The following is a 23,731-nucleotide window of genomic DNA, read 5'->3' as shown; positions in this document are numbered from 1 at the left end:
TCAAGCATTTTAACAATTAAAACCTTTTGTGATTTTTTTGTATTCCAATCTAATAGTTAAAAAGCTGATATATATAATATGTGTTAACTAAAAAAAAATGTGGTTTACAAAAATCTTTTCTACTATTATTATTTAAATAAGGCATGGAGGTCGACCGGTCTAAACCTTAATCAAATGTATGTATAAAAGAATTCAATCTATTTCGAATGTTTAGGAATTTAATATTTTTAAAATGGTTACTATGCAAAATTGATTAATTTGTATAGTGCAAATGGAGAGGGAAATTATATGACAACCAAAGAAATGGTTTATTCAGCATTGTTTGCAGCATTAATCGGAGTTTTAGGGTTAATCCCTCCAATTCCTTTAGGATTCATACCGGTACCAATTACTGCACAAACATTAGGCGTTATGCTTGCGGGATGCTTTTTAGGTAGAAAAATGGGCGGATTGAGTTTAATAGTTTTTATAGTATTGGTTGCAATTGGTGCGCCGTTATTAACAGGTGGCCGTGGTGGACTTGCTGTATTGGTGGGGCCTTCAGCAGGGTATATTTGGAGTTGGCCGCTAGCTGCTTTTATCATCGGTTACTTCACTGAAAAAGTCTGGTCCAACGTCAAAACATGGAAAGTCGTTATCGTTAACATATTTGGCGGGGTGCTTTTGATTAACTTAATTGGTGCACCTATTATGGCTCTTATTACAAATACATCGGTATGGGTAGGTTTAATGGCGAGTATTGCGTTTTTACCAGGGGATTTAATTAAAGCATTCATTGCAGCGATAATTGCTGTGCAATTAAAATCAGTGAGTCCAATTCAAGAACGACTGGCAGCAGCAGAAGAGGAATAATGACTACAAATGGTGGGACGGTTTTCTTCTTTATTTGATTGCATAAAGTGAATGAAAGGTAATAATAACATGAATATAACTGACCAAATAACGATGTACAAAGACATCTGTCCTGAAAAAGTGGCAGTGCAGCTTGGAACTCGACAACTAACATACAGTGCTTTAGTTGACTCGATGAATCAAATTGCAAATGGCTTGTCGAATGTGGAACATTCATCAAAATCGAATATAGCCATATTAATGTCTAATTGTGTTGAATTCATTCAAATCTTCGTTGGAGTAGTCAAAGCTGGTTTGATACCTGTGCCACTTGATCCGAAATGGAGTGCATCTGAAATTCGATACGTATTGACAAAATGTGAGCCTGCTTTGTTGTTTGTCGAAGGAAGTTTAGCGGATAAAGTGGAAGAGGAAGGTATTCCAACTATAATAGTTGAGCCAGATGGCACGGAGGACGATTTTTCAAACTGGCTTGCTTCTAATGCAGCGGAAGAACCTATAACCCCTTTGATAAATGAAGTTTTATTTTTAGGTTTTACATCAGGAACAACAGGTACACCAAAAGGGTATATTCGTACACATTTATCTTGGCTAGAAAGCTTTTATTCAACGAATAAGGTATTTAATCTCAAGTTCTGTGACCATATATTAGCACCGGGACCTCTTGTCCATTCATTGTCATTATTTGCAGCAATCCAAACATTGTTTATAGGTGCGACTTTTCATATTATACGTAAATTTACACCAGCTGATGTACTGAAAGTTTGTCAGCACGTAGAAGAGACAACTATTTTCCTTGTTCCGACTATGATTTCAGCAATAATGGATTACGCAGTGAGGGCTCCGCATCCTTTTTATGTGCCAAAAGCGGTTATTTCTTCAGGAGCAAAATGGTCAGCAGCCTCTAAAGAAGGGGTAATGGAAGTATTTCCGAATCTGAATATTTATGAATTTTATGGTTCTTCAGAGGCCAGTTATATTTCCTATTTAACGCCTCAAAATAATAGATTAAAGCCAGATACAGTCGGTAAGCCATTTCCGCAAGTGAAAATTTCAATTAGAGATATGGGTGGCAAGGAAGTGAAGACAGGGGAAGTGGGTCAGTTATTTGTTTCAAGTGAGATGATATTTTCGGGTTATTTTCAGCAAGAGGATGAAACAAATAATGTTTTGAAAGACAATTGGTTAAAGTTAGGTGATTACGCAAGGCGGGATGAAGAGGGTTATCTTTACATAGAAGGTCGGGCAAAAAACATGATTGTAAGTGGGGGTCTGAACATATTTCCGGAAGAAATTGAACGGGTATTGATGCAATTACCGGAAATTGAAGCAGTAATGGTGACAAGTTTACCTGATGCTTACTGGGGTGAAAAGGTCATCGTACTTGTACAGTGGAAACAGGGATACACACTCAACTTACAAGAAGTAAAAAGCCATTGCCGGAAGTATCTGGCATCCTACAAAACCCCGCAAGAACTAATCGAAGTCACAGCATTTCCTTATACTAGTAGCGGGAAAATTGCGCGTAACCTTGTAAAACAACAAATGATAGAGGTGTGCCGATGAGAGAAGTTGTTATTGTAGAAGCGAAAAGGACACCTATAGGAAAATTAGGTGGTGTATTCAAAAATCTAGAACCAGAGGATTTACTAGCACCACTCATAAAACACCTTATCCATGAAAATAATATTCCGGCTTCAGAGATTGATGATGTGATCATTGGTAATACAGTGGGACCTGGTGGAAATATTGCTCGTAATGCTTTATTAACAGCAGGTTTACCCTACACGGTACCTGGTGTGACTGTCGACCGTCAATGTGGATCTGGGTTAGAAGCAGTGAACCAGGCTGCCCGTATGATTCAAAGCGGAGCAGGTCATATTTATTTAGCAGGTGGAGTTGAAAGCACTAGTCGAGCACCTTGGCGAATGAAAAAGCCAACCTCGCTTTATACCTATCAACCGCCGGAAATTTATATGCGTGCTCGTTTTTCACCAGACAGTATAGGCGATCCAGATATGGGTATTGCGGCTGAAAATGTTGCAGAGAAATATGGGATTTCCCGCAAAGCACAAGATTTATTTGCGCTAGGCAGCCATGAAAAGGCTGTAAAATCTCAACGTGAAGGACGATTCACCGATGAAATAGTACCGATCACGGTTCAGTATGGTAAAGATTCAATCATTATTAGTGAAGATGAATGTCCACGAGCCAATACGAGCTTTGAAAAGTTACAGCAGTTATTGCCTGTATTTAAAAATGATGGTGTTGTAACAGCAGGAAATGCATGTCCTATCAACGATGGTGCAGCGCTTGTTTTAATAATGTCTTTAGAAAAATGCGAGGAACTAGGACTGCAGCCACTAATGAAATTTATTGATGCGCAAGCAGTTGGTGTAGACCCAAATTATTTGGGCATAGGTCCAGTATCTGCCGTCAATCAACTCCTTGCTAGGAATGACCTAACAGCCGATGATATCGATATAGTTGAGTTTAATGAAGCATTCGCCTCTCAAGTATTAGCATCCATTCAAAGTCTAGGCATTCCGCAATTAAAGGTCAATCGTGGTGGTGGTGCCATTGCCATTGGCCATCCATATGGAGCATCAGGAGCTATTTTAATGACCAGACTCTGCGCAGAGATGAAACGGCAGCCATTTATGAGAGGACTTGCAACCCTTGGCATTGGTGGCGGACTTGGGCTAGCCACATTAGTTGAACGATTTTCGAAGGAGTGAAGCCTTCCATTTTCATTAACAGTTTCGTATATAGTGAATAAGCTATTCACTGTGATTTGTGTGCCAAGAGCTCAACGCTAGTAAATGGGATACTGATGGTTTTTAGAGGAGGATCCAGGATGTTAACAGGGAAAGTGGCATTAGTGACAGGAGCTAGCCGGGGAATTGGACGAAGCGTTGCATTACGTTTAGCAAGAGAAGGAGCAGCTGTAGGTGTCAATGGAACAAATCCTGAAAAAGTAGCACAAGTCGTATCAGAAATTCATACATTGGGTGGGCAGGCTATTGGGATCTGTGAGTCTATAGCAACGGTGTCTAGCGGTGAAATAATCGTCCCTCAGCTAATGGACGCATTTGGTCAGTTGGATATATTGGTGAACAATGCTGGCATCGTGCGCGATAAAAAATGCATCAATATGTCGACAGCTCAATGGCAGGATGTGATAGACGTTCATTTAACGGGTACTTTCGCTTGTACAAAGGCAGCGATAAATGTTATGAAGGAACGCGGTCAAGGCGGATGTATCATCAATATGACGTCAACTGCTGGTTTATTAGGCTCAGTTGGTCAAGTGAATTATAGTGCAGCAAAAGCGGGAATCCTCGGTATGACGTGGACTTTGGCAGAAGAGCTGAAAAAAGACCATATTCGGGTCAATGCGATTTCTCCTGCAGCGCTCACTGATATGACAAAGTCTGTTATTGAGTATATTCAAGCTAAATGTACTGCGAATGACGAAGTGTTTCCACCCTTTTGGCAAGTAGGCACAGCAGATGAAGTGGCACATCTTATATATTTATTAACGACTATCGACGATTCGGAATTAACAGGTGAAGTATTTGGTGTGAACGGCTCGAAAATCAGTGTTTGGGAGAAGCCTAAACAAAGAATGCTCTCAAATGATCAGGGGCTAACTGCAGATATGCTCCTAGCAAAATGGCATGCACATCGTGACACTACTACTGATTAAAGAAGGTTTCCATTATGCTATGTTTTGAAGATGTATCATTTTCTTATCCTAATAAGAAGCATGTTATTCAAAAACTTTCTTTTCAAATAGAAAAGGGAGAGTTTGTGGCAATTGTCGGCCCAAACGGTTCTGGTAAATCGACCATCTCCAAATTGGCAGATGGACTGATATTACCGAAAAAAGGCAGAGTTTTGTTTCAAGGCCTAGATACAAAACAAAAGGAAAATCTAGCAATAATTCGCAAATCAATAGGCATTATTTTTCAAAACCCAGAAGAACAGCTCATTACGACCAATGTATTCGATGAAGTAATCTTCGGTCTTGAAAATATCGCCTGTCCTCCCAGTGAGATGGTAGAAAGAGCAGAGGCTGCACTTGAAAAAGTAGGGATGCTTCCTTTTCGAGAGACTGAGCCACATAAACTCTCTGGTGGTCAAAAGCAGCGTGTGGCCATTGCTGCGATATTAGCAATGGAACCAAAACTCATTATTTTTGATGAATCTACGTCCATGCTTGACCCTGATGGGAGACATCAAATTATATCCATCATGCGTCAATTGCATAATGAAGGTATTACCATTTTGCATATTACGCACCATATGGACGAAGTGTTATCAGCAACAAAAGTGATAGTAATTAATCAAGGACAGATTGTGTCTACCGGAACCCCGCTTGAAATCTTCCATAAGCCACAGATGCTAATAGACTGTCGTTTGGAATTACCCTTTGCATTAAAATTGAAAATGCAGATGCAGCAGGAGGAAGTAGAAGTGCCAATGCATATAACGGATATAGAAGGGATGGTAGAATACTTATGGAACTCGCGCTAGAGCATATTCAATATGATTATTACAGCCCTGCAACTCGCGAAGTAAAACAAGTATTAACAGATATCTCGTGTACCATTCCATCTGGAGCATGGGTATCTATCATCGGGCAAACGGGATCAGGAAAGTCCACTTTAGCCAAAGTGATGCAAGGATTATTATGGCCGACAGTAGGCCAGAATACGATGGATGGGAAGCTAATAAAACCTAATAAAAAAGGAAAACCGACAATTTCTCCAGATGTGGGTCTTGTTTTTCAATATCCTGAACACCAATTATTTGAAACGACTGTTTTAAAAGAACTAGCTTTTGGCCCTAGAAATAGAGGATGGCATAAAGAAGCTATCGTAAATAAGGCACAGCAAGTAATTGATTTAGTAGGCTTGGATGCAAGTTACCTAGAAAAATCTCCGCTTCATTTAAGTGGTGGAGAAAAAAGACGTGTTGCGATTGCGTCTGTCCTTATGTTAGAGCCCAAGATTCTTATTTTAGATGAACCGACTGCCGGATTAGATCCACTCGGTAGGCAGAGCATCTTACAAAACATAGAGGAGTGGCGACGACAAGGCAATCATACGGTTATATTGATTACACATCAAATGAATGACGTAGTGGAATATGCTGATGAAGTCATTGTGTTACACAAAGGGAAGCTGCAATTTCAAATGAACCCTATGTCATTGTTTTTGGATAAAAGGGAAGAACTACAATCCATGGGATTAGATATACCCGATACAGCGAAATTGTTACTAGCAATAGAGAAGGTGACAGGGCAAAGGATCCAGGTAGCATCTTTGAAAGAATTAGATGTGATGCCTCAAGTACTTACACTTCTAAAGGGAAGGAGATACCAATATGATTGAAAATGTCATTATTGGTCAGTATGTCGCTAGAGATTCCATCTTACATCGTTTAGACCCGCGAACAAAACTAATGGCCATAGCTATTTTTATGTTATTGGTTTTTTTCTTACATAGTTATATAAGTTATGTGCTAGTAACTTGTCTTGTTTTAGGTTGTCTAGCATGTTCAAAAATTCCACCATCCTTTTTTATAAAAGGATTATTGCCAATTCTATTTATTTTGAGCTTCACTTTTGTGTATCATTTATTTTTAACAAATGGGGAGAATCTAATATTTCAATTTGGCTACTTGCATATTTATATGGAAGGAATTGTCGAAGGTTGCCGCGTCCTATTGAAAATTGTCCTCCTTGTTTTGATGACTTCATTATTAACTTTAACGACAAAGCCATTAGATATAGCGTACGGTCTAGAAACAATCATGAGACCTCTAAAAAAACTGCATGTACCAGTAGAACAATTTGCCTTAATGCTGTCGATTGCATTACGATTTATCCCAACTATTATTCAGGAGCTAGACCGCATCATTGATGCACAGCGCTCAAGAGGTGTGCAGTTTGATCATCAAAGCAAAGTTAAAAGAATTACGAATTATATTCCGGTCATTATTCCATTGTTATTAACTTCCATTCAAAGGGCCGAAAACTTATCGCTTGCGATTGATGCTCGTGCCTATCGTGATGGACGTAATAGAACTCGTTTTAAACTATTAAAATTTAAGAGTTTAGATTATTGGACACTAAGTATTTTATTGCTAGTTTTATTGGGCCTTTTATTTCTGAAGGTTGGAGGAGAAGTGTTATAAAACCTTGTGCTATTAGAGTTAATTCATTATTGACTTCCTTAGCCTTTACTCAGCGTAGTATTCAATAAGGTCGAATTAAATGTAATTAAAATGCAGCTTTATAACAAAAGGCTTGGCTCTCCGACGATTTCCCCGTTTTTACATTGCTTAAGACACTTGCTTAGCTCTTGAAAGACATTTTTATTTGGGCTTGAGGAACTGAGTCTAAACTATCCCCCTTTGCGACTGGAAACACCAATAGGTTTTCAGTTTTTTTGTTTTAGCTACCAAAAAAAGATTACATGCTATCGAGAAATGACAATGTTCACTAAGCCGGTTTTAATTTTATTATTCGCCCTCGATCAGGCTTGTTCTTCAACTTTTACCGCAAAACTGCTTCCAATATTATCAGTTTGTTCCTTTTGACATTTTCAAGATTCAGGAATATACTTGCTTATAACTTAAAAAGTTTACCTATCGCAACATTTTGAGTTGCGTGTAAAAAGGAGTTGAAATAGTTATGTCTGATTATGGTGAATTACATCAATCCTCTTCTAGGGGAATTAAAAAACTGCTTCCTTATCTAGGTCCAGCATTTATAGCCGCTGTAGCCTATATTGATCCAGGGAATTATGCTACAAATATTACAGCAGGTTCTAAATATGGTTATACATTATTATGGGTTATCTTTGCCTCTAATTTAATGGCTGTTCTAATCCAATCATTGTCTGCTAAATTAGGAATTGCCACAGGGAAAAATCTTCCTGAGCTATGCAGGGAGAGATTTTCAAAAAAGACATCTTTCTTATTATGGCTGCAGGCTGAAGCGGTTATCATGGCAACCGATTTGGCTGAATTTATAGGTGCGGCACTCGGAATCTATTTGCTTTTTGATCTGCCGCTTATCACATCTGCCATTATTGCGGCGATAGGCTCTTTTGCCATATTGGAAATCCAGCGTAGAGGATATCGGACATTCGAAGCCTTGATCACGGTCATGATTTTTGTAGTAGTTATTGCATTTGGGGCTCAAGTTTTTTATGCAAAACCTGATACTTCTGCAGTTGTTCTGGGACTCTTCACTCCAAAATTCGAGGGGGTAGATAGTATTTTACTATCTGCGGGCATGCTTGGAGCGACCGTCATGCCACATGCGATTTACCTTCATTCTTCTTTAACGCAGAAAAGAATTGTCGGTAAAAACGATTTAGAACGAAAAAAGATTTTTCGTTTTGAGCTAATCGATATTATTATAGCTATGCTTATTGCAGGTGCAATCAATGCCGCCATGGTAATTGTTTCAGCAGCTTTGTTTCATAAAAGTGGAATACTTGTTGAGGATTTAGATGTTGCGTATCAACAATTTGGTGCCCTGCTTGGACCTTCTGTGGCGATGTTTTTTGGGATAGGACTATTGTTTGCAGGATTATCAAGCTCTTCCGTTGGTGTGATGACAGGTGATGTAGTCATGCAGGGTTTTATTAAAAGGCATATACCGATTTATTTGAGAAGAGTCATTACGACAGTTCCTCCTTTAGCCATTATATTGTGGGGAGTAAACCCATCTAAAGCACTTGTGATGAGTCAAGTGGTTCTCTCGTTTGGAATTGCGTTTGCTCTAATTCCGTTAATCATGTTTACGAGCAATAAAAAAGTTATGGGCAATCTAGTCAATCATAAAGTCACCTCCAGCATAGCCGGGCTTATCGCTGTACTTATTATCGGGCTGAATTTGTTTCTGCTTTATGAAACAATTTTCAGCTAAAGAGAAGGAAAGATTATGTCTGGAGAATGGAACGTGGATTTTATGGAGCAGCATGTTTCGGTACAGTCTTATTCCCATAGCATTAATTAGAATGAAAGAAAAGTTGAAGGACCAGGTACTGGTCCTTTTTCCGTTGCTTTTAACAGTCAGATGGAGGCTGACATGCTGAATGTGAACCTTTAATTGATTAATTCGACCTTCACCAGATTAATTCGACCGTGCGATTAATTAATTCGGCCTTCACATAGATTAATTCGACCGTGCGATTAATTAATTCGACCTTCACATAGATTAATTCGACCGTGCGATTAATTAATTCGGCCTTCACATAGATTAATTCGACCGTGCGATTAATTAATTCGACCTTCACATAGATTAATTCGACCGTGCGATTAATTAATTCGACCTTCACCAGATTAATTCGACCGTGCGATTAATTAATTCGACCTTCACCGGATTAATTCGGCCGTGCGATTAATTAATTCGACCTTCACCAGATTAATTCGACCGTGCGATTAATTAATTCGACCTTCACATAGGATAATCCGTCCTTGGCTCCGATTAATCCCTGATAATACCGTGACTTGTCCCAATCAAAACTTCCTTTTCCTTTTGATTGCGGTAAACGAATTTAAGGGCAATTTTTTTGAAACCTTCCATCTGTTCTACTTCTGTCAAAATTAACTCACATGTAATGGTGTCGCCTGTAAATACAGGACGAATGAATTCATTGACCATTTCACGGGCGATGTAATTCAAATCGCCTCCGATTTTAGTCCCTATACTTGCTGTTAATAATCCATGTACCATTAATCGCCCTTTTTCATCGCGTTCCATATGATGTCTGCCTTGGTCTCCTGAAAGTTCAGCGAATTGTAACGTTTCTTCTTCAGTAAAGGTCCGTTCCCACGTATATACATCCCCAGGTTTCAGCATAATGTTTCTTCCTCCCTAAAATATCTAGATTTCCAATGTCTAACATATAAAATATAACACGTTTAAACAATAAATGAATAACCATTCATAATAAAATACATGTGGTTATTCGAACGTTATGTGATTAAACTTTACGTAAAATTCGGTGATAGTCAGGAATTTTAGTTAAGGTTTACAAAATTCCTTCGTAAATTTACCTATTATGTTAATGGCATTTGGGATTACCCATGATTATTGGGTGGATATCGGCAAGTCAGCGAATTTTATAATTCTGCCAGGTGAAGAATACTGTCGACGGCAACCAGACTGCAGGTATGTATGTAAAAAAGGCAAGTTGGTTGAGACATTGAACCTGCGATAACGAGATGGCATAAAGAATTGCTGTAAAGGAAAGACTGAGAACTTTCAGTCTTTTTTTTGCTTAAAGGAATTCCCTGAATGCAAGTTAAAGGCAGGTATTCCCAATTGGAATTATGGTAAAATTAAATGGAGAACAGGAAGGAATGATAGTGACGAATGAATACTCATTTTTTCTTTGCTTTGGTATTACCTGATGATATAAAGACTTATTTAAATGATGCAACAGAACAAATTAAATCGGAGTTTCCATTTAAGAAATGGCTGCATCAAGCCGATTATCATATTACGATGGCGTTTTTAGGGAATGCTCCTGATTCTATGAAAAAGGATGCCCTAGGGCGAATGGAAAGTGAGCTTGCCAATGAGACCATGTTTGACCTTGAACTCGGGGATATTGGGGTTTTTGGAAAAAATGAGAGCCCAAGAATTCTTTGGGCAGGTGTCAAACAGCAAGACAGACTTTTTACCATTCAAAGAAAAATCTATGAATCGTGTGTGCAGGCCGGCTTTGAACTGGATAAAAAACAGTTTAAGCCGCATATAACGCTGGCAAGAAAATTCGAGGGTGAGAGTCTCTTTTCGATAGAAAGGGTCCGGCAGATAGCAAATTTGGAGACTAAGCATTTTGAAGCAGCTCAGATTGCGCTTTATCAAACACATCTTGGAGCTTCCCCTTCATACGAACAGATTTTTACAATAAACCTTCAATAATAGAGGAAGATGGGTGGTGTTCGAATGGCACAGCTCATAAAAATGCAGGATTATATTTCTCGGTATGAGCAGGATATTTATCGATATCCAACACAATTTGCAAAATTAAAAAAACAGCAATGGGATAAATTGAAGGCTGCTTATCACGCGGGCGAGCTAAATCAGCTGTATAGCCAACCTGATGTAATGGAAACCCTTGTACAGGACGATACACCTCATGAGGAGCCACGGGGCCTGTTCAACAAGGTGAAAGGCCTATTCCACCGTTCAGATAAACAAGCGCTAGAGGTCGAGGAGCAACAAATACCGAACCTGGCTAGAAATGAAAATGTCTTTTCATTAAGATTTCCCTCTAATCCAGCTAATCTGGATGAATTAAAACAGAATTTTTTAAATCAGCTGCTCCGATTTCAAATGAAATGGGGCAGCTCGACGCTTCGTGAAAAGTCATTTGTGGACCAATCATTCTTTTTGGATGAAAGGCTCCGCTTTTTTCTGCAGCGGTTTCCGGATACGTTTCTCGTTTTATACAAACCTATCTTTCTATTGAAAAATGCGCCTGTCGAAGTCGATGTCATTTTATTAACGCCTGTGGATGCCTGGTGCATCACATTTTTGGAAGCGGAGGAAGATTCGGCTTTTATTGGATCGAGCGATCGATTCTGGGTCCGCCGGCATCATAAGTATCCTGACAAAAAAGTGCTCAATCCATTATTGGCTGTCAATCGGATGGGAAACATCGTCTCCCAGTTATTTGAACTATATGAAGTGAACTTGCCGATAAAAAAAGTGGTTCTCTCCCGAAATGGATATGTGGATTACCCGGAAACGCCGTATGATATCGATATATTGGATAAACGGACATTCCCGGAATGGTTTGAAAGGATGCGGACAATTTCTTCTCCCCTTAAGGCTCAGCAGTTAAAAGGTGCGCAGGCTTTGCTGGAATATTGCCAAACTACTTCAAGCATACGACCAGAATGGGATACCGATAATAATCAAGCAGAGGGAAAAGGGCATGCAGCGCCTTAATGAAACGATGTATTTCATTGTCAATCCAATGGCCGGAAATAAAGGAAGTATTAAAACCTGGAAAAAGGTCGAGGAAATACTGAAATCAGAAGATGTTCCCTATGAGGTCTTTTTTACGAAAGAAAAAGGGCATGCGTTAAGGTTGACGAAGGAAATTCTTTCCCAGACTAATCAGAAAACCCGAATGATTGCAGTTGGGGGAGATGGTACCTTACATGAATTGGTAAATGGTGCTGCTGAGTTTCCTCATGCAATCATTGGCTCCCTTGCAGCTGGGTCTGGCAATGATTATGTAAGGGGAGTTCAGAAAACCAAGAGTGCAGAGGAAGCCCTTTCTTTATTTCAGGATAATGTCGTCAGGGTTATTGACATCGGGCAGTTTGAGACGAATGGTCAGACCGGTTATTTTATGAACAGCCTTGGAATGGGTATTGATGCTGAAATATCTTATGAAGCGGACCGTTCTCCTCTAAAAAAATGGTTTAATCTTGTGAAAACGGGTAAATTAATTTATCTGTTTATTTTTATAAAAAAGCTATTCACTTATCAGCCTAGTTATATGAATTTGACTGTTGATGGCAACATACATCAGTTAAAAAAGGTATGGTTCATTGTTATCGCAAACCAGCCCTACTTTGGTGGCGGGATGAAAATTTCACCGAAGTCAAAGCCAGACGATGGCATGTTGGATGTGATTGCAGTCCATGACATTTCGATTATGAAATTATTGACCGTATTTATCACCGTTTTATGGGGCGGTCATCTAAACATTAATAACGTTGATTTCTTTTCAGGTAAAATGATTCAAATTAAGAATTTTGGGTCAGTAAAAATTCAGTCAGATGGAGAAATTGTTGGGATGGATGAAGTAGCAGTAGAGGTTCTGAAAGAGAAAATCTGTGTCATGTTTAATGGCCGTATTTCATTATAAGTTTTGAAATGATTTATTTGTTGTTGTTTTATGCGTATAATCGTTTTATAGTACTTGACGAAGAAACGGTATTTCAACTAAAATTTAATTTATGGCTATTGTTTAATTGCTCAATAGCTATTTTTTTATTTCTCTAATATGAGGATGTTTTTAATTGCGGGGTATCATCCCGATGCACGTATACACGCAGCTTCGCCAACAGGCGGGTTTTTTATTAAACATGGACTCAAAGTAGTGGTAATACATACACTAGGTGAAACGTACCCACATTTGTATAATTAAGCGAGGAAATCGAAGGTGAACCAGTTGGAACATTTATTAGGTCAGGAGTGGGATATATCCCCTGCTGGAGGAGCTACAGGAGAAGCCTTTATTGCCGAGAAAGATGGACAGAAGCTCTTCCTAAAACGAAATTCATCGCCATTTTTAGCTGTTCTTTCAGCTGAGGGCATTGTTCCAAAGTTAATGTGGACAAAACGCCTGGAAAATGGGGATGTAATTACGGCCCAGCATTGGATGGAAGGCAGGGAGCTATCTCAGCAGGAAATGAACAATATAAGAGTCGCAAAGCTGCTTCAAAAAATTCATCAATCCGATCCTTTGTTAAGCATGCTCAAAAGGCTTGGGAAATCCCCTTTACGACCTGAAAGTATACTTACAGAAATAGAAACCGGGTTATCTTCGGATGTTACGGATATTCCGATTATCAAGCAAGCCATTCATTTTTTACAGAACAATCTTCTGTTGATTGAATGCGACGAAAAAGTCGTCTGTCATTGTGATGTGAACCACAATAATTGGCTCATGACCGAAACTGACGGATTGTTTCTAATTGATTGGGACGGAGCAGTCATTGGCGATCCAGCCATTGACCTGGGCATACTCTTGTATTCCTACGTCCCAAGGGAAGAATGGAATCAGTGGCTTGCCCGTTATGGCAAGAAGCTTGATGCAGGCCTGGAGATGAGGATGAAATGGCACACGGTTTCACAACTTGTGCTTTCCATCCAATGGCATCATCGTAGAAAACGGTACGAGGAAAGAAACGATTTACTTCATAAACTTGAAACGCTATTAATGGCTGGCTGATTAGTATTGATCAATGTCATCCACCCATTGGGACAAGTCGTTCTGGTGGGTTGTTATATGTGCTTCTAAATCGGCGGCACCGATTCCTGTCTGACTGTATTCGTAAATCTCCGTCAGTACTGTTTTCACGTTACTATCAATATCCATATTGATCATCAAGGATTTGACGAGCCTCTCAACCTGTTCGCATTCAGAAACGGAACCGCAGCAGTCTGTTTGATGGTTGGTTAATATATCTTTTAATAGTTCCATTTGATGTTCGTGGGATAGCGGCATATAATTCCACTCCTTTCTTAAATAGTAAAAGTGAGCCTGGATAAAAGGGATTCTCAGGTGATTTTCCCTGCCCTTCACTTATTTATGGTGTGTGTTGCGGAAAGTTTTATACATGAAAACTACAGAGACTGTCGCCATGATGGCCGGCAGTTTTTTTATTTAATGAATGGGCCCTCGCCGGCGGTTCCTGAAAAAATCAGCTTGCAGGAATCCATCTACTCGTGTTATGGTTTGAACGATTATATTATAAATAGGGGTGTCATCATGCGTTTAAGAAATAAACCTTGGGCTGAAGACCGTTTGAATGATTTTCCGCAATATGTGATTCAGCAGCCAGTGAGCCATAAAGGTAAATGGCATGAAGTATTCGGTAACGATAATCCGTTATATATTGAAGTGGGTACGGGAAAAGGCCGATTTATAACAGAAATGGCGAAAGCCCATCCTGATGTGAATTTCATTGGAATTGAAGTATATAGAAGCGTCATTGTAGCGGCACTCGACTTGTTAATTGAAGCAGAAGTGCCAAATTTAAAGTTGTTAAATGTTGATGCAGCGAACTTAGGAGAATATTTTGCTAAAGGTGACGTAGATCGCGTCTACTTGAATTTCTCTGATCCATGGCCGAAATCACGTCATGCCAAACGCCGGTTAACGTATAAAACTTTCCTTGAGGTCTATGAAGGCATTCTTCCAGATCAAGGGGAAATCCACTTTAAAACGGATAACCAAGGACTATTTGAGTCTTCCTTGATGAGTATTTCCGAGTACGGCATGCTTTTAAAATATGTAAGTCTTGATTTGCATAACAGCAGCTTTGAAGGAAATATCATGACTGAATATGAAGAGAAGTTCTCGAGTAAAGGCAATCGGATTTACCGGTTGGAAGCAAAGTTTCAATAATAATTGATGAAAAACCAGGTGCACAGCATCTGGTTTTTTGTTTTTGGGCAGATTTAGATAAATTAGTGATGTCAGTGATTATGACGCTTCCATTTTGAATAAGGTTAGGCCATATTTTCGCAATCTCTTTCAATGCCTTTCATGGGAAATAAAGAGCTGGATGTTATCAATTTCAATAAATGGAAGCGGATGTTAAACTAAAGAGAGAGGAGGGGTAAAAATGGAAACTTTGCAAATAGGGGAAATTAAATTAACATGGCTGAATGGTGGTGTAACCCACTTGGATGGCGGTGCGATGTTTGGTGTTGTACCGAAACCGCTTTGGTCTAAGAAATATCCGGTTAACGAAAATAACCAGATTGAGTTGAGGACGGATCCGATTTTAGTTCAGGCAAATGGATTAAATATGCTTATAGATTCCGGAATTGGTAATGGGAAGATGAATGACAAGCAAAAACGAAATTTTGGGGTAACGGAAGAATCCCAACTCATTGAGGATTTAGGCAAGCTTGGGATTCAACCAAATGATATCGATTACATTTTAATGACTCATCTGCATTTCGACCATGCCTGCGGATTGACGAAACGTGAAGGTGAAGCTTGGGTTCCTGTTTTCGAACGCGCAGAAATTATTACGACTCAAATTGAATGGAAGGAAATGCAAAACCCGAATATTCGTTCAAAAAGTACATATTGGTCAGAAAACTGGGAAGCTGTTGCTTCACTTGTTCGCCCGTTTAATGGAGAGAAAGAAATCACTGAAGGCATAAAAATGATTCATACCGGCGGACATAGTGATGGACATGCGATTATCATCATTGAAGATGGTTTGGACAGGCTGATTCATATGGCTGATATTATGCCGACACATGCCCATGCGAATGTACTTTGGGTACTTGCTTACGATGATTACCCAATGACTTCCATCCAGGCGAAGGAAAAGTGGATGAAATCCGGACTGGAAAACGGGTCGTGGTACAGCTTTTACCATGATGCTCACTATTGTGCCATAAAATGGAATGAAACGGGTAAAGAAATAACGGCTGAACTGAAACGAAAGCGATAAGGATAACAAAAAAGGAGGACGTCATTTTGACGACCTCCTTTTTGTTTCAATCGTTTTGCGCATTAAGCTCCAAAATTGTTCCTGTAGAGGCATCCGCTACAAATTCGAATTGCTCGCGTTTTCCCTCTGTGTTTCTAGTAATGCCGCCTTTATACACTTCATAGTCTAAATTATTTTTTTTGTAGTTTTCCGGCTTCATCAAAATCCATGAGCCATATATGTTTCCGTCCTTTTTGACTGTTTCCTTCACTTGGGCTAACACTTTATCCGGAGAAGGATTACTTGATTGATCCAAAATTTGTTTTGTCGCATAGCCGGCAGCGAACCCAGCTACAGTGCCTAGTAAAAACGTTTTCCAATTCATGAATTTCTCCTCCATTGCTTTTTTTCCATCACGCTTTCTAGTATACAGAAGAACTCTTTATTTGACTAATAATTTGAAATTTTAACCATTAACTGATAAATTAGAACTTTCAAGTGTAACATTATTCTAAGTTATGTAAAATAGTAATAAATAACACATAGTTAAGGAGTAGAAAGATGAATCATGAGACTTTAGCGCTTTTTAAAACATTGACAGAATTACCAGGTGCCTCAGGAAATGAACATGCTGTTCGGAGTTTCATGAAGAGTGAGCTTGAAAAATATTCAGATGAAATAATTCAAGACCGCCTTGGTGGAATCTTTGGTGTAAAAAGAGGGAATGAAGAAGGACCAACTGTACTTGTTGCTGGACATATGGATGAAGTGGGCTTTATGGTCACTTCGGTAACAGAAAACGGAATGCTCCGCTTTCAGACTCTAGGTGGCTGGTGGAGTCAGGTACTTTTGGCGCAAAGGGTTGAAATCATCACTGATAACGGACCGGTTATTGGCGTCATTGGTTCGATCCCGCCTCATTTGTTAGATGAATCGCAACGCTCAAAACCAATGGACATTAAAAATATGCTGATTGATATCGGAGCAGATGATAAGGAAGATGTGAAGAGAATTGGTGTCAAACCAGGTCAGCAGATTGTACCGATATGTCCTTTCACACCGATGGCTAACGAGAAAAAAATTCTTGCAAAAGCATGGGATAATCGTTATGGATGTGGACTGGCGATTGAGTTGTTAAAAGATTTAAAAGATGAAACTTTACCAAATATCTTATACTCCGGAGCAACGGTACAGGAGGAGGTAGGATTGCGTGGTGCAAAAACAGCAGCGTATATGATCAAACCAGATCTTTTCTTCGCCCTAGATGCAAGTCCAGCAAACGATATGTCAGGCAGTAAAAGTGAATTCGGCCAGCTTGGAAAAGGAGCCTTACTCCGTATTTTTGACCGGTCGATGGTCACACATCGCGGCATGAGGGAATTTATCCTTGATACTGCTGAATCTAATGATATCCCATATCAATATTTTGTTTCCCAAGGCGGCACGGATGCCGGACAAGTCCATATTGCAAATGAAGGTATTCCAAGTGGCGTGATTGGCATTTGTTCGCGCTATATTCATACACATGCGTCCATGATTCATATTGATGATTATGCGGCAGCTCGTGAACTGATTGGGAAATTAGTTCGTGCATGTGATAAAACGACATTTGAGACATTAAAAAATAACGGCTAATAGAGGAAGCTGAAATGGAAAGGGGTGCAGTCATGTATCCTTTTCCAGCAGCTTTTTTTTACATAGAAGGAAGGTAACTATTTTGAAAATAGCAGTAGGCAGTAAAAATCCGGCGAAAGTAAAGGCAGTGTTCGACGTTTACGAAGAAGCTGAAATCATTTCACTTCAAGTAGAAAGCGGGGTCTCGGAACAGCCATTTTCTGATGAGGAAACAATGAATGGAGCGATAACGCGCGCCCAAAATTGCTTGAGCCAAAGCGATGCCGAAATCGGAATCGGTCTTGAAGGCGGTGTCGTAAAGATGAATCACGGCCTATTCGTATGCAACTGGGGGGCGATGGCTACGAAGGATGGAGAGATCTACATCGCCGGTGGAGCTAGAATTCCACTCCCGGAAATTGTCGCTGAACGGTTACTAAATGGTGAAGAGTTGGGTCCGGTCATGGACGACTTCACTAAGAAAGCGAATATTAGCAAAAAAGAAGGAGCAATCGGAGTGTTTACAAATGAGCAAATCACCCGAGCTGAAATGTTCCTTCATATTATGAGAATGCTAGCAGGTCAGCACGAGTATAAGAAAAAAATGCAAAAGTGAGATTTTGTCCAATGGCTTTTGATTTAACTATTTTGACCTTTTGAAAGCCATCTAAAAGTTAGTGAGACACTGGTTTTATAGGGTTTAACCATACTACCATCGATGTGCCAAATGCAAAGGATTGCTTTGAAGGGATTGACTGAAAAGATAGGTGAAGAAAGAAGACAGTCACAACAAAGCAGAAATTGACAGGATTTAAGTTAACAGGGTTGCTAGAATAGATTACAAGGAGTGAGTGGTGTGGGATGGGTTGAATCAATCCAAAAGGCAATCAACTATATGGAGGAGCATTTACTAGATGACCTAACCATTGAAAGTATTTCCAGACAAGCGAATGCCTCAGCCTTTCATTTTCAACGGACGTTCACCATATTAACGGACATATCCGTTGGTGAATATGTCCGGCGTCGAAGGCTGACTTTAGCTGCTCAGGAGATATCACGCACAAATTGCAAGATCATTGATTTAGCATACAAGTATGGCTATGACACTCCCGAGGCTTTTTCAAAGGCTTTTCGAAGGCAGCATGGAGTATCTCCAAGTGAAGCACGAAAGTATATTGGGAAGCTGACATTCTATGAACGCCTGGTAATACAGGTAATTCTGAAAGGGGAAATACCGATGAAATACAATATTATTGAAAGAGATTCCTTTCAAGTAATTGGAATCAAGCGAGAGTTTTCATTAGTTAATGGAGAAAATTTAATTGGAATTCCAAAGCTTTGGGACAAAGTGAATTCGGATGGAACCGACGATCAGTTAGGAAAGTTGAACAATGGCCAAATAAAAGGGCTACTGGGAGTATGTGTTGACAAACGAATATTGGAACAAAATGAGACTATGGATTATTGGATAGCGACAGAGTATGACGGTCAAGTGCCAGAAGGGTATTCAAGCCTAACAATTCCGGCCTCTAAATGGGTTATATTTGAAGTTCACGGACCAATGCCAGATGCTATTCAAGAAGTTTGGAAACGAATTTTTTCGGAATGGTTTCCTACAAGCGGTTATGAACATGCTGGAACTTTTGAAATGGAAGTATACACAGACGATGATGCTTCAAACCCTGATTACTACTCCGAGATTTGGATTCCTGTTAAATAGATAGAAGAGTAAGGTCTAATATATTTGTTTTCGCTTGTAGAGAAAGTTTATTTAATTTCCCTACAAGCTTTTTAGGAACTTTGGGGCTAGATTATCCACGTCTTATTAATACTTTAAAATTCATTAATGTACCTATTACATAATTTGGTGTATATTGTCGGAAAACTATAGTCTCAGGCAAATGGAAGATTTCACAATCCATCTTCAAATATATAAGAAAGCACCTTCAGAGCTTGGTTCACGGTTTCGACTGTGACACTCGCCTTTTCCGATATTTCTTTTAAAGCATGGTGATGGGATTCCGAACGAATCAAAATAAGCGGTTTGCCTAGAGAGATGGCAGTGCTGGCATCCATGGCAGTATTCCATTGTTTATATTTTTCACCAAAAAGTGCGACGACAAGGTCGGCTTGTTTCATCAAGAGACCTGTCCGTAAATTGTTAATTTGGGAAGCGGCCGCATCCTTCAAAATCGGGGTGGGCTGTACTCCTAAAATTTCTTCTCCAATATTGTCGGAACGTTCATGGTTTTCCATCGGTCCGACAAATTCTAACGGAAGTTTCAAGGCGATTGCCTTATCTCTTAATTCACTTCTCCAATTTGAATGGATTTCCCCAGCAAGATAAACAGTTAATTTCATAATTGTTCCCCCTTGGTATATAAATTGATTTCATTGTATCATGTTTTGAGAAAATGGATGAATTTCATAAATAAGGATAATAGTATGCATAAGAGTGTATTCTGTAATCAATCTTTAGGAAAAGAGAAGGCTGGAGGAATGACGATGGCTCTATCGATTAATAAAATTCTTATTTTCCTGTTAATGAGCAGTCTAATTGTTGTTGGTTGCTCGGGCATTGAAAGGCAAACTGATAAAGCAGTTAAGGTCGCAGAATTGGCATTTCGTGACGATAAGAAACAGCCAAATATAGAGGCGGGTCTCATTCAGGTGTATCTGCCAGAGGATTTTAAGGTAGAAGAAGAACATGATAATAATTTGATCTTAAAAAGTGATAATCAGGCTTATATATTATTTGTGAATCCAAATGAAAATGAAGACAGCTCCGTATTATTTCTGGCGATTAAAGAACAGGGGGATAAATATTTGGTGCTGCATTCCTTTCAAAATGATGATAAATTTGGGTTTATCACAATAAAAGAGTTAGCGGAAGATAAGTATGAGCTTGCGCTAGGAATCGGTGGAGTCAAGCTGACAACTGAAACCGATAAAGATCAAATAAAACACGATGCAAAACAAATGATGGAAATCGTTTCATCAGTGCCTCAGAAATAAGGAACAGCTCGGAAGTATCATTCCGGGCTTTCCCTTATTAGGCTTCGTTATCATAAAGATGAAACTGGCTAGTGACCGATTGTATACCATTGGCAAAGAAACATAGTTCGGAAGGAGCTTCGTTGACTTAGGTAATGGCTAGTATATGATTTTTGCTCGAAGAACTAACCTCTTCGGAAGCTTCTGATGATTGTTCAGATATTAGATGCGTTTCGCAGCTTCTTAACCTTTGAGATGTTTGCGGTAATACGACAAGGTCTTTAGAGGCTGTTTTAGTAAAGGAGATAGATTGGTTTTGTATCGATTTACATTCTTCGAATTTCTGTGATTCAGTAATCAGTTTTTTTATTTGCTGGAGAATTATTAAGAGTTAGTAATATTTTTAATAAGTAATTCAACCCTAATCCGTATTAATGGTTGATTTATGCAGAGTCTGGTATGATGGAAATATAAAAAATTAAGATAATGATTTAGAGCTGGAGGAATATAAAAATGGAAAATTTACAGACTTTAGAACAATATGATGTATTAAAAAATGAAGGCAAACATATTTTTCTTTTTTCAGCGACATGGTGTGGAGATTGCCGTGTGATTGAACCAATAATGCCGGAGATTGAAGCGGAATTTCCTGAATTTACGTTCATTTATGTAGATCGTGATAAATACATCGATGTTTGTGTAGCCAATGATGTATTCGGAATACCAAGTTTTATCGCTTATGATAATGGCAAAGAGCTTGGCCGATTCGTGAGTAAAGATCGTAAAACACAAGAACAAATTGAAGAATTCATTCAAGCATTATAATCAAAATCCCCTTCTCGCTGGGGATTTTTCAATGAAGAGGAGGGTCAACCTTGAAAATGGATAGCACGAAGCTGAAAAACATCTTAAAAGAACGTTTAAAAGACGATAATCGCACGTTTAAATTCGATAGCAAGAAAGATACGTTACGGGTGGAGAATGTGAAAACGGGTAAAGGTATCACCGTCGAATTGCCGCCGGTGCTAGCTAATTATGAAAACGTTCAGGAAAAAGCCATCGATGAAGTTGTCTATTACGTGGAAGAGGGTCTGAATGTAATGGGGGAAGAACACAGCATGGAAGGCAAGGAGAAATTCATTTTCCCAGTCATTCGTTCGACGTCCTTTCCAATGGAATCGGAAGAAGGAAACCCTTTTTTATTCGATGAGCATACGGCCGAAACACGTGTCTTTTATGCACTGGACTTAGGCAAAACCTACCGTTTGATTGATGAAAAAATGATTCAGCGGGAAAATTGGCAGGGAGACCGAATCCGGGAGATTGCCCGTTTCAATGTCCGTTCCCTCTCAACAGAAATGAAGTCGGATATCGTCGCGGATAATACATTTTACTTTTTGAACACAAATGATGGCTACGACGCAAGCAGAATCCTTAATGAATCATGGCTTCGAGAAATGAAGGACAAAATTCAGGGAACAATGGCAGTGGCGATTCCTCATCAGGATGTCATTATCATTGCAGATGTGAAGAATAATACTGGGTATGATGTGCTCGCACAAATGGCGATGAGCTTTTTTGCAAGTGGCCACGTACCGATTACTGCTTTATCCTTCCTGTACGAAGAAGACGAGCTGGAGCCTATCTTTATTTTGGGTAAAAACAAAAAGCGTGAACAATAAGTAAAGCAGAATGCACAAAATACAAGGACCCTTGCAAGTTTGGAAAAATTCCAGCTCGTCAGGGGTCCTATTTTTTTATGTGCTTTATGAAATAATGTTTTATGGCTATTTTTTTACCGCTATACCAGATGAAATAAATTGGTTCATTTTTATATTTCATAAAATTGTCTTTAGGTATCATGATTTGAAAGTAATCATAGTCTTCAAAGGTCATTAAACAACGTCTTTTTATTTCAGCTATTTCATTTTCTCCAAATTTTCCAGCCCAAACATCAAAGAAAGAGATGCATGAGTTACATAAACAGCAACTGTTTCTCAAGATTCTTTTGATGGGTGGAATAAAAATTAGTCTTATGTATCTGTACTAATCTCTTCCCATTCTTGCTTCATGTAATTAACCAACCAATTAAGAGCATAATGTCTTTCGTAAACTACACCTTCGTTTAGAGCAGGGGGAATTTCCAAATGATTTAGTTGGGCTTCTCTTACAGCCCAATGTGCGCGATAAATAAAATCTAGATTATCCAAGACAACGTTAATTGGTTTTAAAGTGGCCATATTTAGCAATTCTTTTCTCGAATGATTTAAAACCGTTTCAAACACCAAATCTACATCACACATATCAGCAGGAGTATCTATCTCAGATATTAAATTTACAGACCAAAGTAAAACCCATATACATTCTAATTTCCATGAATAAGCGATTAAATCATTCTGTTTAGGTCGCCATGTTGAGATAAATTTTTGTTCCTCTTCTGTAAATAATTCATTAGCATTATATTTATTGATGAATTTTTTGATTTCTGCCTTTGGAGCCTTCAGTGCTTTCGCTGAAACAATAGATAATGGTATTATTCTGTTTATAATTTCTTCTTTTGTTCTAAGAGAAACCTCATCTTCATTTTCTGCTAAGGGTAATTGCACATTAATGGGTACATTTAATGTTCCTAGAATATTTTCAGATTGTTCTTTTCTAATTGTTGAACTTTTCATTGTACACCTCACTAGAGTAATCTCATACTCATTCATTACAGAAATGTTGCTGCGTTAGTTTTATAAAACAGGCTCTTGCTTGTCTTCTACCTATATACATAATCCCGCTCAATTCCCAAAGCAAATAAAGTTATTTGATTCTTCTTGAACTATAGCGACCAATCATTATAAGGGACTATATCATATCGAAAGTTTTCTTTCTTTTTTATCTTTACTTGGTATATCTGTCTATCAACATCTATAGAATGGATGCTCTTTAAAATATCATCAGCGTGTTCAACAAGTTCATCCGGTTCTTTTTCTGTAAGCTTTTCCATTGCATCCCATAACAAAACACCTTCAACCCAAGTCAAAAGCGTATAAAT

Annotated in this window: 27 protein-coding genes; 20 read left to right on the top strand and 7 right to left on the bottom strand. The window is 38.9% G+C overall.

Annotated elements, in window-relative coordinates:
- The first annotated feature begins 288 nt into the window (after nt 1-288).
- The 8 genes from RE409_RS21205 (at nt 289) to RE409_RS21170 (ending at nt 8,800) form a co-directional block, all read left to right on the top strand.
- A complete protein-coding gene (locus RE409_RS21205; protein ID WP_201223358.1) occupies nt 289-852 on the top strand; it encodes a biotin transporter BioY in 564 nt (187 codons plus the stop codon).
- A gap of 51 nt (nt 853-903) precedes the next feature.
- Nucleotides 904-2,418 (top strand): AMP-binding protein, encoded by a 1,515-nt coding sequence (locus RE409_RS21200; protein WP_201223360.1) that lies wholly within the window; start codon nt 904-906, stop codon nt 2,416-2,418.
- Nucleotides 2,415-3,590 carry a thiolase family protein gene (locus tag RE409_RS21195; protein ID WP_201186239.1) on the top strand — a complete coding sequence of 392 codons (1,176 nt, stop codon included), beginning with the start codon at nt 2,415-2,417 and terminating at the stop codon, nt 3,588-3,590. The genes RE409_RS21200 and RE409_RS21195 overlap by 4 nt, the downstream gene beginning before the upstream one ends.
- 119 nt (nt 3,591-3,709) lie before the next feature.
- A complete protein-coding gene (locus tag RE409_RS21190) occupies nt 3,710-4,561 on the top strand; it encodes an SDR family NAD(P)-dependent oxidoreductase (protein WP_201253837.1) in 852 nt (283 codons plus the stop codon).
- A 14-nt stretch (nt 4,562-4,575) separates the two neighbouring features.
- Nucleotides 4,576-5,391, top strand: coding sequence for an energy-coupling factor transporter ATPase (locus RE409_RS21185; protein WP_098175744.1), 816 nt, complete (start codon nt 4,576-4,578; stop codon nt 5,389-5,391).
- The gene (locus RE409_RS21180) at nt 5,376-6,251 is read left to right on the top strand and encodes an ATP-binding cassette domain-containing protein (protein WP_201253836.1); all 876 of its coding nucleotides are present in this window, start codon (nt 5,376-5,378) and stop codon (nt 6,249-6,251) included. Before RE409_RS21185 ends, RE409_RS21180 begins: the two co-directional genes overlap by 16 nt.
- Nucleotides 6,244-7,056, top strand: a complete 813-nt coding sequence (locus RE409_RS21175; protein WP_201223364.1) for an energy-coupling factor transporter transmembrane component T family protein — start codon at nt 6,244-6,246, stop codon at nt 7,054-7,056. The genes RE409_RS21180 and RE409_RS21175 overlap by 8 nt, the downstream gene beginning before the upstream one ends.
- Nucleotides 7,057-7,555: 499 nt before the next feature.
- Nucleotides 7,556-8,800, top strand: a complete 1,245-nt coding sequence (locus tag RE409_RS21170) for an Nramp family divalent metal transporter (protein ID WP_201186232.1) — start codon at nt 7,556-7,558, stop codon at nt 8,798-8,800.
- A 199-nt stretch (nt 8,801-8,999) separates the two neighbouring features.
- Here RE409_RS21170 and RE409_RS21165 read toward each other — a convergent pair whose 3' ends face one another.
- Together RE409_RS21165 and RE409_RS21160 are read right to left on the bottom strand one after the other, a co-directional pair.
- Nucleotides 9,000-9,212, bottom strand: a complete 213-nt coding sequence (locus RE409_RS21165) for a hypothetical protein (protein ID WP_309558016.1) — start codon at nt 9,210-9,212, stop codon at nt 9,000-9,002.
- A gap of 149 nt (nt 9,213-9,361) precedes the next feature.
- The gene (locus RE409_RS21160) at nt 9,362-9,739 is read right to left on the bottom strand and encodes a hotdog family protein (RefSeq protein WP_152952308.1); all 378 of its coding nucleotides are present in this window, start codon (nt 9,737-9,739) and stop codon (nt 9,362-9,364) included.
- A gap of 513 nt (nt 9,740-10,252) precedes the next feature.
- On the opposite strand from RE409_RS21160, the gene thpR reads away from it, so the two are divergent.
- The 4 genes from thpR (at nt 10,253) to RE409_RS21140 (ending at nt 13,859) form a co-directional block, all read left to right on the top strand.
- Nucleotides 10,253-10,807 (top strand): RNA 2',3'-cyclic phosphodiesterase, encoded by a 555-nt coding sequence (thpR, locus tag RE409_RS21155; RefSeq protein ID WP_201223366.1) that lies wholly within the window; start codon nt 10,253-10,255, stop codon nt 10,805-10,807.
- A 24-nt stretch (nt 10,808-10,831) separates the two neighbouring features.
- Nucleotides 10,832-11,839, top strand: a complete 1,008-nt coding sequence (locus RE409_RS21150) for an NERD domain-containing protein (protein WP_201250563.1) — start codon at nt 10,832-10,834, stop codon at nt 11,837-11,839.
- A complete protein-coding gene (locus tag RE409_RS21145; RefSeq protein ID WP_201253834.1) occupies nt 11,826-12,770 on the top strand; it encodes a diacylglycerol/lipid kinase family protein in 945 nt (314 codons plus the stop codon). The genes RE409_RS21150 and RE409_RS21145 overlap by 14 nt, the downstream gene beginning before the upstream one ends.
- Before the next feature lie 306 nt (nt 12,771-13,076).
- On the top strand, nt 13,077-13,859 hold the full coding sequence (locus RE409_RS21140) for a phosphotransferase family protein (protein WP_201187993.1): 783 nt from the start codon (nt 13,077-13,079) through the stop codon (nt 13,857-13,859).
- On the opposite strand, the gene RE409_RS21135 is transcribed toward RE409_RS21140, so the two are convergent.
- On the bottom strand, nt 13,860-14,135 hold the full coding sequence (locus RE409_RS21135) for a YtzH-like family protein (protein ID WP_201250565.1): 276 nt from the start codon (nt 14,133-14,135) through the stop codon (nt 13,860-13,862). It abuts the gene before it with no gap.
- A 264-nt stretch (nt 14,136-14,399) separates the two neighbouring features.
- Between RE409_RS21135 and trmB the strand changes: the two genes are divergently transcribed.
- Nucleotides 14,400-15,038, top strand: coding sequence for a tRNA (guanosine(46)-N7)-methyltransferase TrmB (trmB, locus tag RE409_RS21130; RefSeq protein ID WP_053348155.1), 639 nt, complete (start codon nt 14,400-14,402; stop codon nt 15,036-15,038).
- 220 nt (nt 15,039-15,258) lie between these two features.
- Nucleotides 15,259-16,104, top strand: a complete 846-nt coding sequence (locus tag RE409_RS21125) for a YtnP family quorum-quenching lactonase (protein WP_201250566.1) — start codon at nt 15,259-15,261, stop codon at nt 16,102-16,104.
- A 46-nt stretch (nt 16,105-16,150) separates the two neighbouring features.
- Here RE409_RS21125 and RE409_RS21120 read toward each other — a convergent pair whose 3' ends face one another.
- On the bottom strand, nt 16,151-16,468 hold the full coding sequence (locus RE409_RS21120; protein WP_053347337.1) for a PepSY domain-containing protein: 318 nt from the start codon (nt 16,466-16,468) through the stop codon (nt 16,151-16,153).
- A 176-nt stretch (nt 16,469-16,644) separates the two neighbouring features.
- On the opposite strand from RE409_RS21120, the gene RE409_RS21115 reads away from it, so the two are divergent.
- The 3 genes from RE409_RS21115 (at nt 16,645) to RE409_RS21105 (ending at nt 19,417) form a co-directional block, all read left to right on the top strand.
- Entirely contained in the window at nt 16,645-17,718 is a 1,074-nt protein-coding gene (locus tag RE409_RS21115) for a M42 family metallopeptidase (protein WP_053347336.1), read from the top strand.
- Nucleotides 17,719-17,800: 82 nt separating this feature from the next.
- A complete protein-coding gene (locus RE409_RS21110; protein WP_053347335.1) occupies nt 17,801-18,313 on the top strand; it encodes a DUF84 family protein in 513 nt (170 codons plus the stop codon).
- Nucleotides 18,314-18,553: 240 nt separating this feature from the next.
- Nucleotides 18,554-19,417, top strand: coding sequence for an AraC family transcriptional regulator (locus tag RE409_RS21105; RefSeq protein WP_201253833.1), 864 nt, complete (start codon nt 18,554-18,556; stop codon nt 19,415-19,417).
- 191 nt (nt 19,418-19,608) lie between these two features.
- Here the strand turns inward: RE409_RS21105 and RE409_RS21100 are convergent, their stop codons facing one another.
- Complete coding sequence (locus RE409_RS21100; protein ID WP_056529456.1) at nt 19,609-20,058, bottom strand: YtoQ family protein; 450 nt, start codon at nt 20,056-20,058, stop codon at nt 19,609-19,611.
- A 57-nt stretch (nt 20,059-20,115) separates the two neighbouring features.
- Here RE409_RS21100 and RE409_RS21095 point away from each other — a divergent pair, with 57 nt between their 5' ends.
- The 3 genes from RE409_RS21095 to RE409_RS21085 all read left to right on the top strand — a co-directional run bounded on the left by RE409_RS21095 (nt 20,116) and on the right by RE409_RS21085 (nt 22,373).
- Entirely contained in the window at nt 20,116-20,712 is a 597-nt protein-coding gene (locus RE409_RS21095; RefSeq protein ID WP_309558014.1) for a hypothetical protein, read from the top strand.
- A 492-nt stretch (nt 20,713-21,204) separates the two neighbouring features.
- Entirely contained in the window at nt 21,205-21,516 is a 312-nt protein-coding gene (locus RE409_RS21090; RefSeq protein WP_201186219.1) for a thioredoxin family protein, read from the top strand.
- A gap of 50 nt (nt 21,517-21,566) precedes the next feature.
- Nucleotides 21,567-22,373, top strand: coding sequence for a DUF1444 domain-containing protein (locus RE409_RS21085; protein WP_242485387.1), 807 nt, complete (start codon nt 21,567-21,569; stop codon nt 22,371-22,373).
- A 351-nt stretch (nt 22,374-22,724) separates the two neighbouring features.
- On the opposite strand, the gene RE409_RS21080 is transcribed toward RE409_RS21085, so the two are convergent.
- Both RE409_RS21080 and RE409_RS21075 read right to left on the bottom strand, forming a co-directional pair.
- Nucleotides 22,725-23,366 (bottom strand): DUF4272 domain-containing protein, encoded by a 642-nt coding sequence (locus RE409_RS21080; RefSeq protein ID WP_309558013.1) that lies wholly within the window; start codon nt 23,364-23,366, stop codon nt 22,725-22,727.
- A gap of 149 nt (nt 23,367-23,515) precedes the next feature.
- Nucleotides 23,516-23,719, bottom strand: a complete 204-nt coding sequence (locus RE409_RS21075; RefSeq protein ID WP_201253830.1) for a hypothetical protein — start codon at nt 23,717-23,719, stop codon at nt 23,516-23,518.
- Nucleotides 23,720-23,731 lie beyond the last annotated feature (12 nt).

The sequence above is a fragment of the Peribacillus sp. R9-11 genome, assembly GCF_031345095.1.
Classification (GTDB): Bacteria; Bacillota; Bacilli; order Bacillales; family DSM-1321; genus Peribacillus; species Peribacillus butanolivorans.
Note: the sequence above shows the minus strand (reverse complement) of the source record. Positions and strands in the feature narration are given on the sequence as shown.

Bases quoted from the DNA above. Each gene is read 5' to 3' on its own strand.
- RE409_RS21120 (WP_053347337.1), bottom strand. From the start codon at position 16,468: ATGAATTGGAAAACGTTTTTACTAGGCACTGTAGCTGGGTTCGCTGCC.
- RE409_RS21200 (WP_201223360.1), top strand. From the start codon at position 904: ATGAAAGGTAATAATAACATGAATATAACTGACCAAATAACGATGTAC.
- RE409_RS21175 (WP_201223364.1), top strand. From the start codon at position 6,244: ATGATTGAAAATGTCATTATTGGTCAGTATGTCGCTAGAGATTCCATC.
- RE409_RS21195 (WP_201186239.1), top strand. From the start codon at position 2,415: ATGAGAGAAGTTGTTATTGTAGAAGCGAAAAGGACACCTATAGGAAAA.
- RE409_RS21125 (WP_201250566.1), top strand. From the start codon at position 15,259: ATGGAAACTTTGCAAATAGGGGAAATTAAATTAACATGGCTGAATGGT.
- RE409_RS21090 (WP_201186219.1), top strand. From the start codon at position 21,205: ATGGAAAATTTACAGACTTTAGAACAATATGATGTATTAAAAAATGAA.
- RE409_RS21180 (WP_201253836.1), top strand. From the start codon at position 5,376: ATGGAACTCGCGCTAGAGCATATTCAATATGATTATTACAGCCCTGCA.
- RE409_RS21115 (WP_053347336.1), top strand. From the start codon at position 16,645: ATGAATCATGAGACTTTAGCGCTTTTTAAAACATTGACAGAATTACCA.
- RE409_RS21095 (WP_309558014.1), top strand. From the start codon at position 20,116: ATGAATTTCATAAATAAGGATAATAGTATGCATAAGAGTGTATTCTGT.
- RE409_RS21100 (WP_056529456.1), bottom strand. From the start codon at position 20,058: ATGAAATTAACTGTTTATCTTGCTGGGGAAATCCATTCAAATTGGAGA.
- RE409_RS21205 (WP_201223358.1), top strand. From the start codon at position 289: ATGACAACCAAAGAAATGGTTTATTCAGCATTGTTTGCAGCATTAATC.
- RE409_RS21185 (WP_098175744.1), top strand. From the start codon at position 4,576: ATGCTATGTTTTGAAGATGTATCATTTTCTTATCCTAATAAGAAGCAT.
- RE409_RS21170 (WP_201186232.1), top strand. From the start codon at position 7,556: ATGTCTGATTATGGTGAATTACATCAATCCTCTTCTAGGGGAATTAAA.
- RE409_RS21135 (WP_201250565.1), bottom strand. From the start codon at position 14,135: ATGCCGCTATCCCACGAACATCAAATGGAACTATTAAAAGATATATTA.
- trmB (WP_053348155.1), top strand. From the start codon at position 14,400: ATGCGTTTAAGAAATAAACCTTGGGCTGAAGACCGTTTGAATGATTTT.
- RE409_RS21080 (WP_309558013.1), bottom strand. From the start codon at position 23,366: ATGAAAAGTTCAACAATTAGAAAAGAACAATCTGAAAATATTCTAGGA.
- thpR (WP_201223366.1), top strand. From the start codon at position 10,253: ATGAATACTCATTTTTTCTTTGCTTTGGTATTACCTGATGATATAAAG.
- RE409_RS21190 (WP_201253837.1), top strand. From the start codon at position 3,710: ATGTTAACAGGGAAAGTGGCATTAGTGACAGGAGCTAGCCGGGGAATT.
- RE409_RS21150 (WP_201250563.1), top strand. From the start codon at position 10,832: ATGGCACAGCTCATAAAAATGCAGGATTATATTTCTCGGTATGAGCAG.
- RE409_RS21145 (WP_201253834.1), top strand. From the start codon at position 11,826: ATGCAGCGCCTTAATGAAACGATGTATTTCATTGTCAATCCAATGGCC.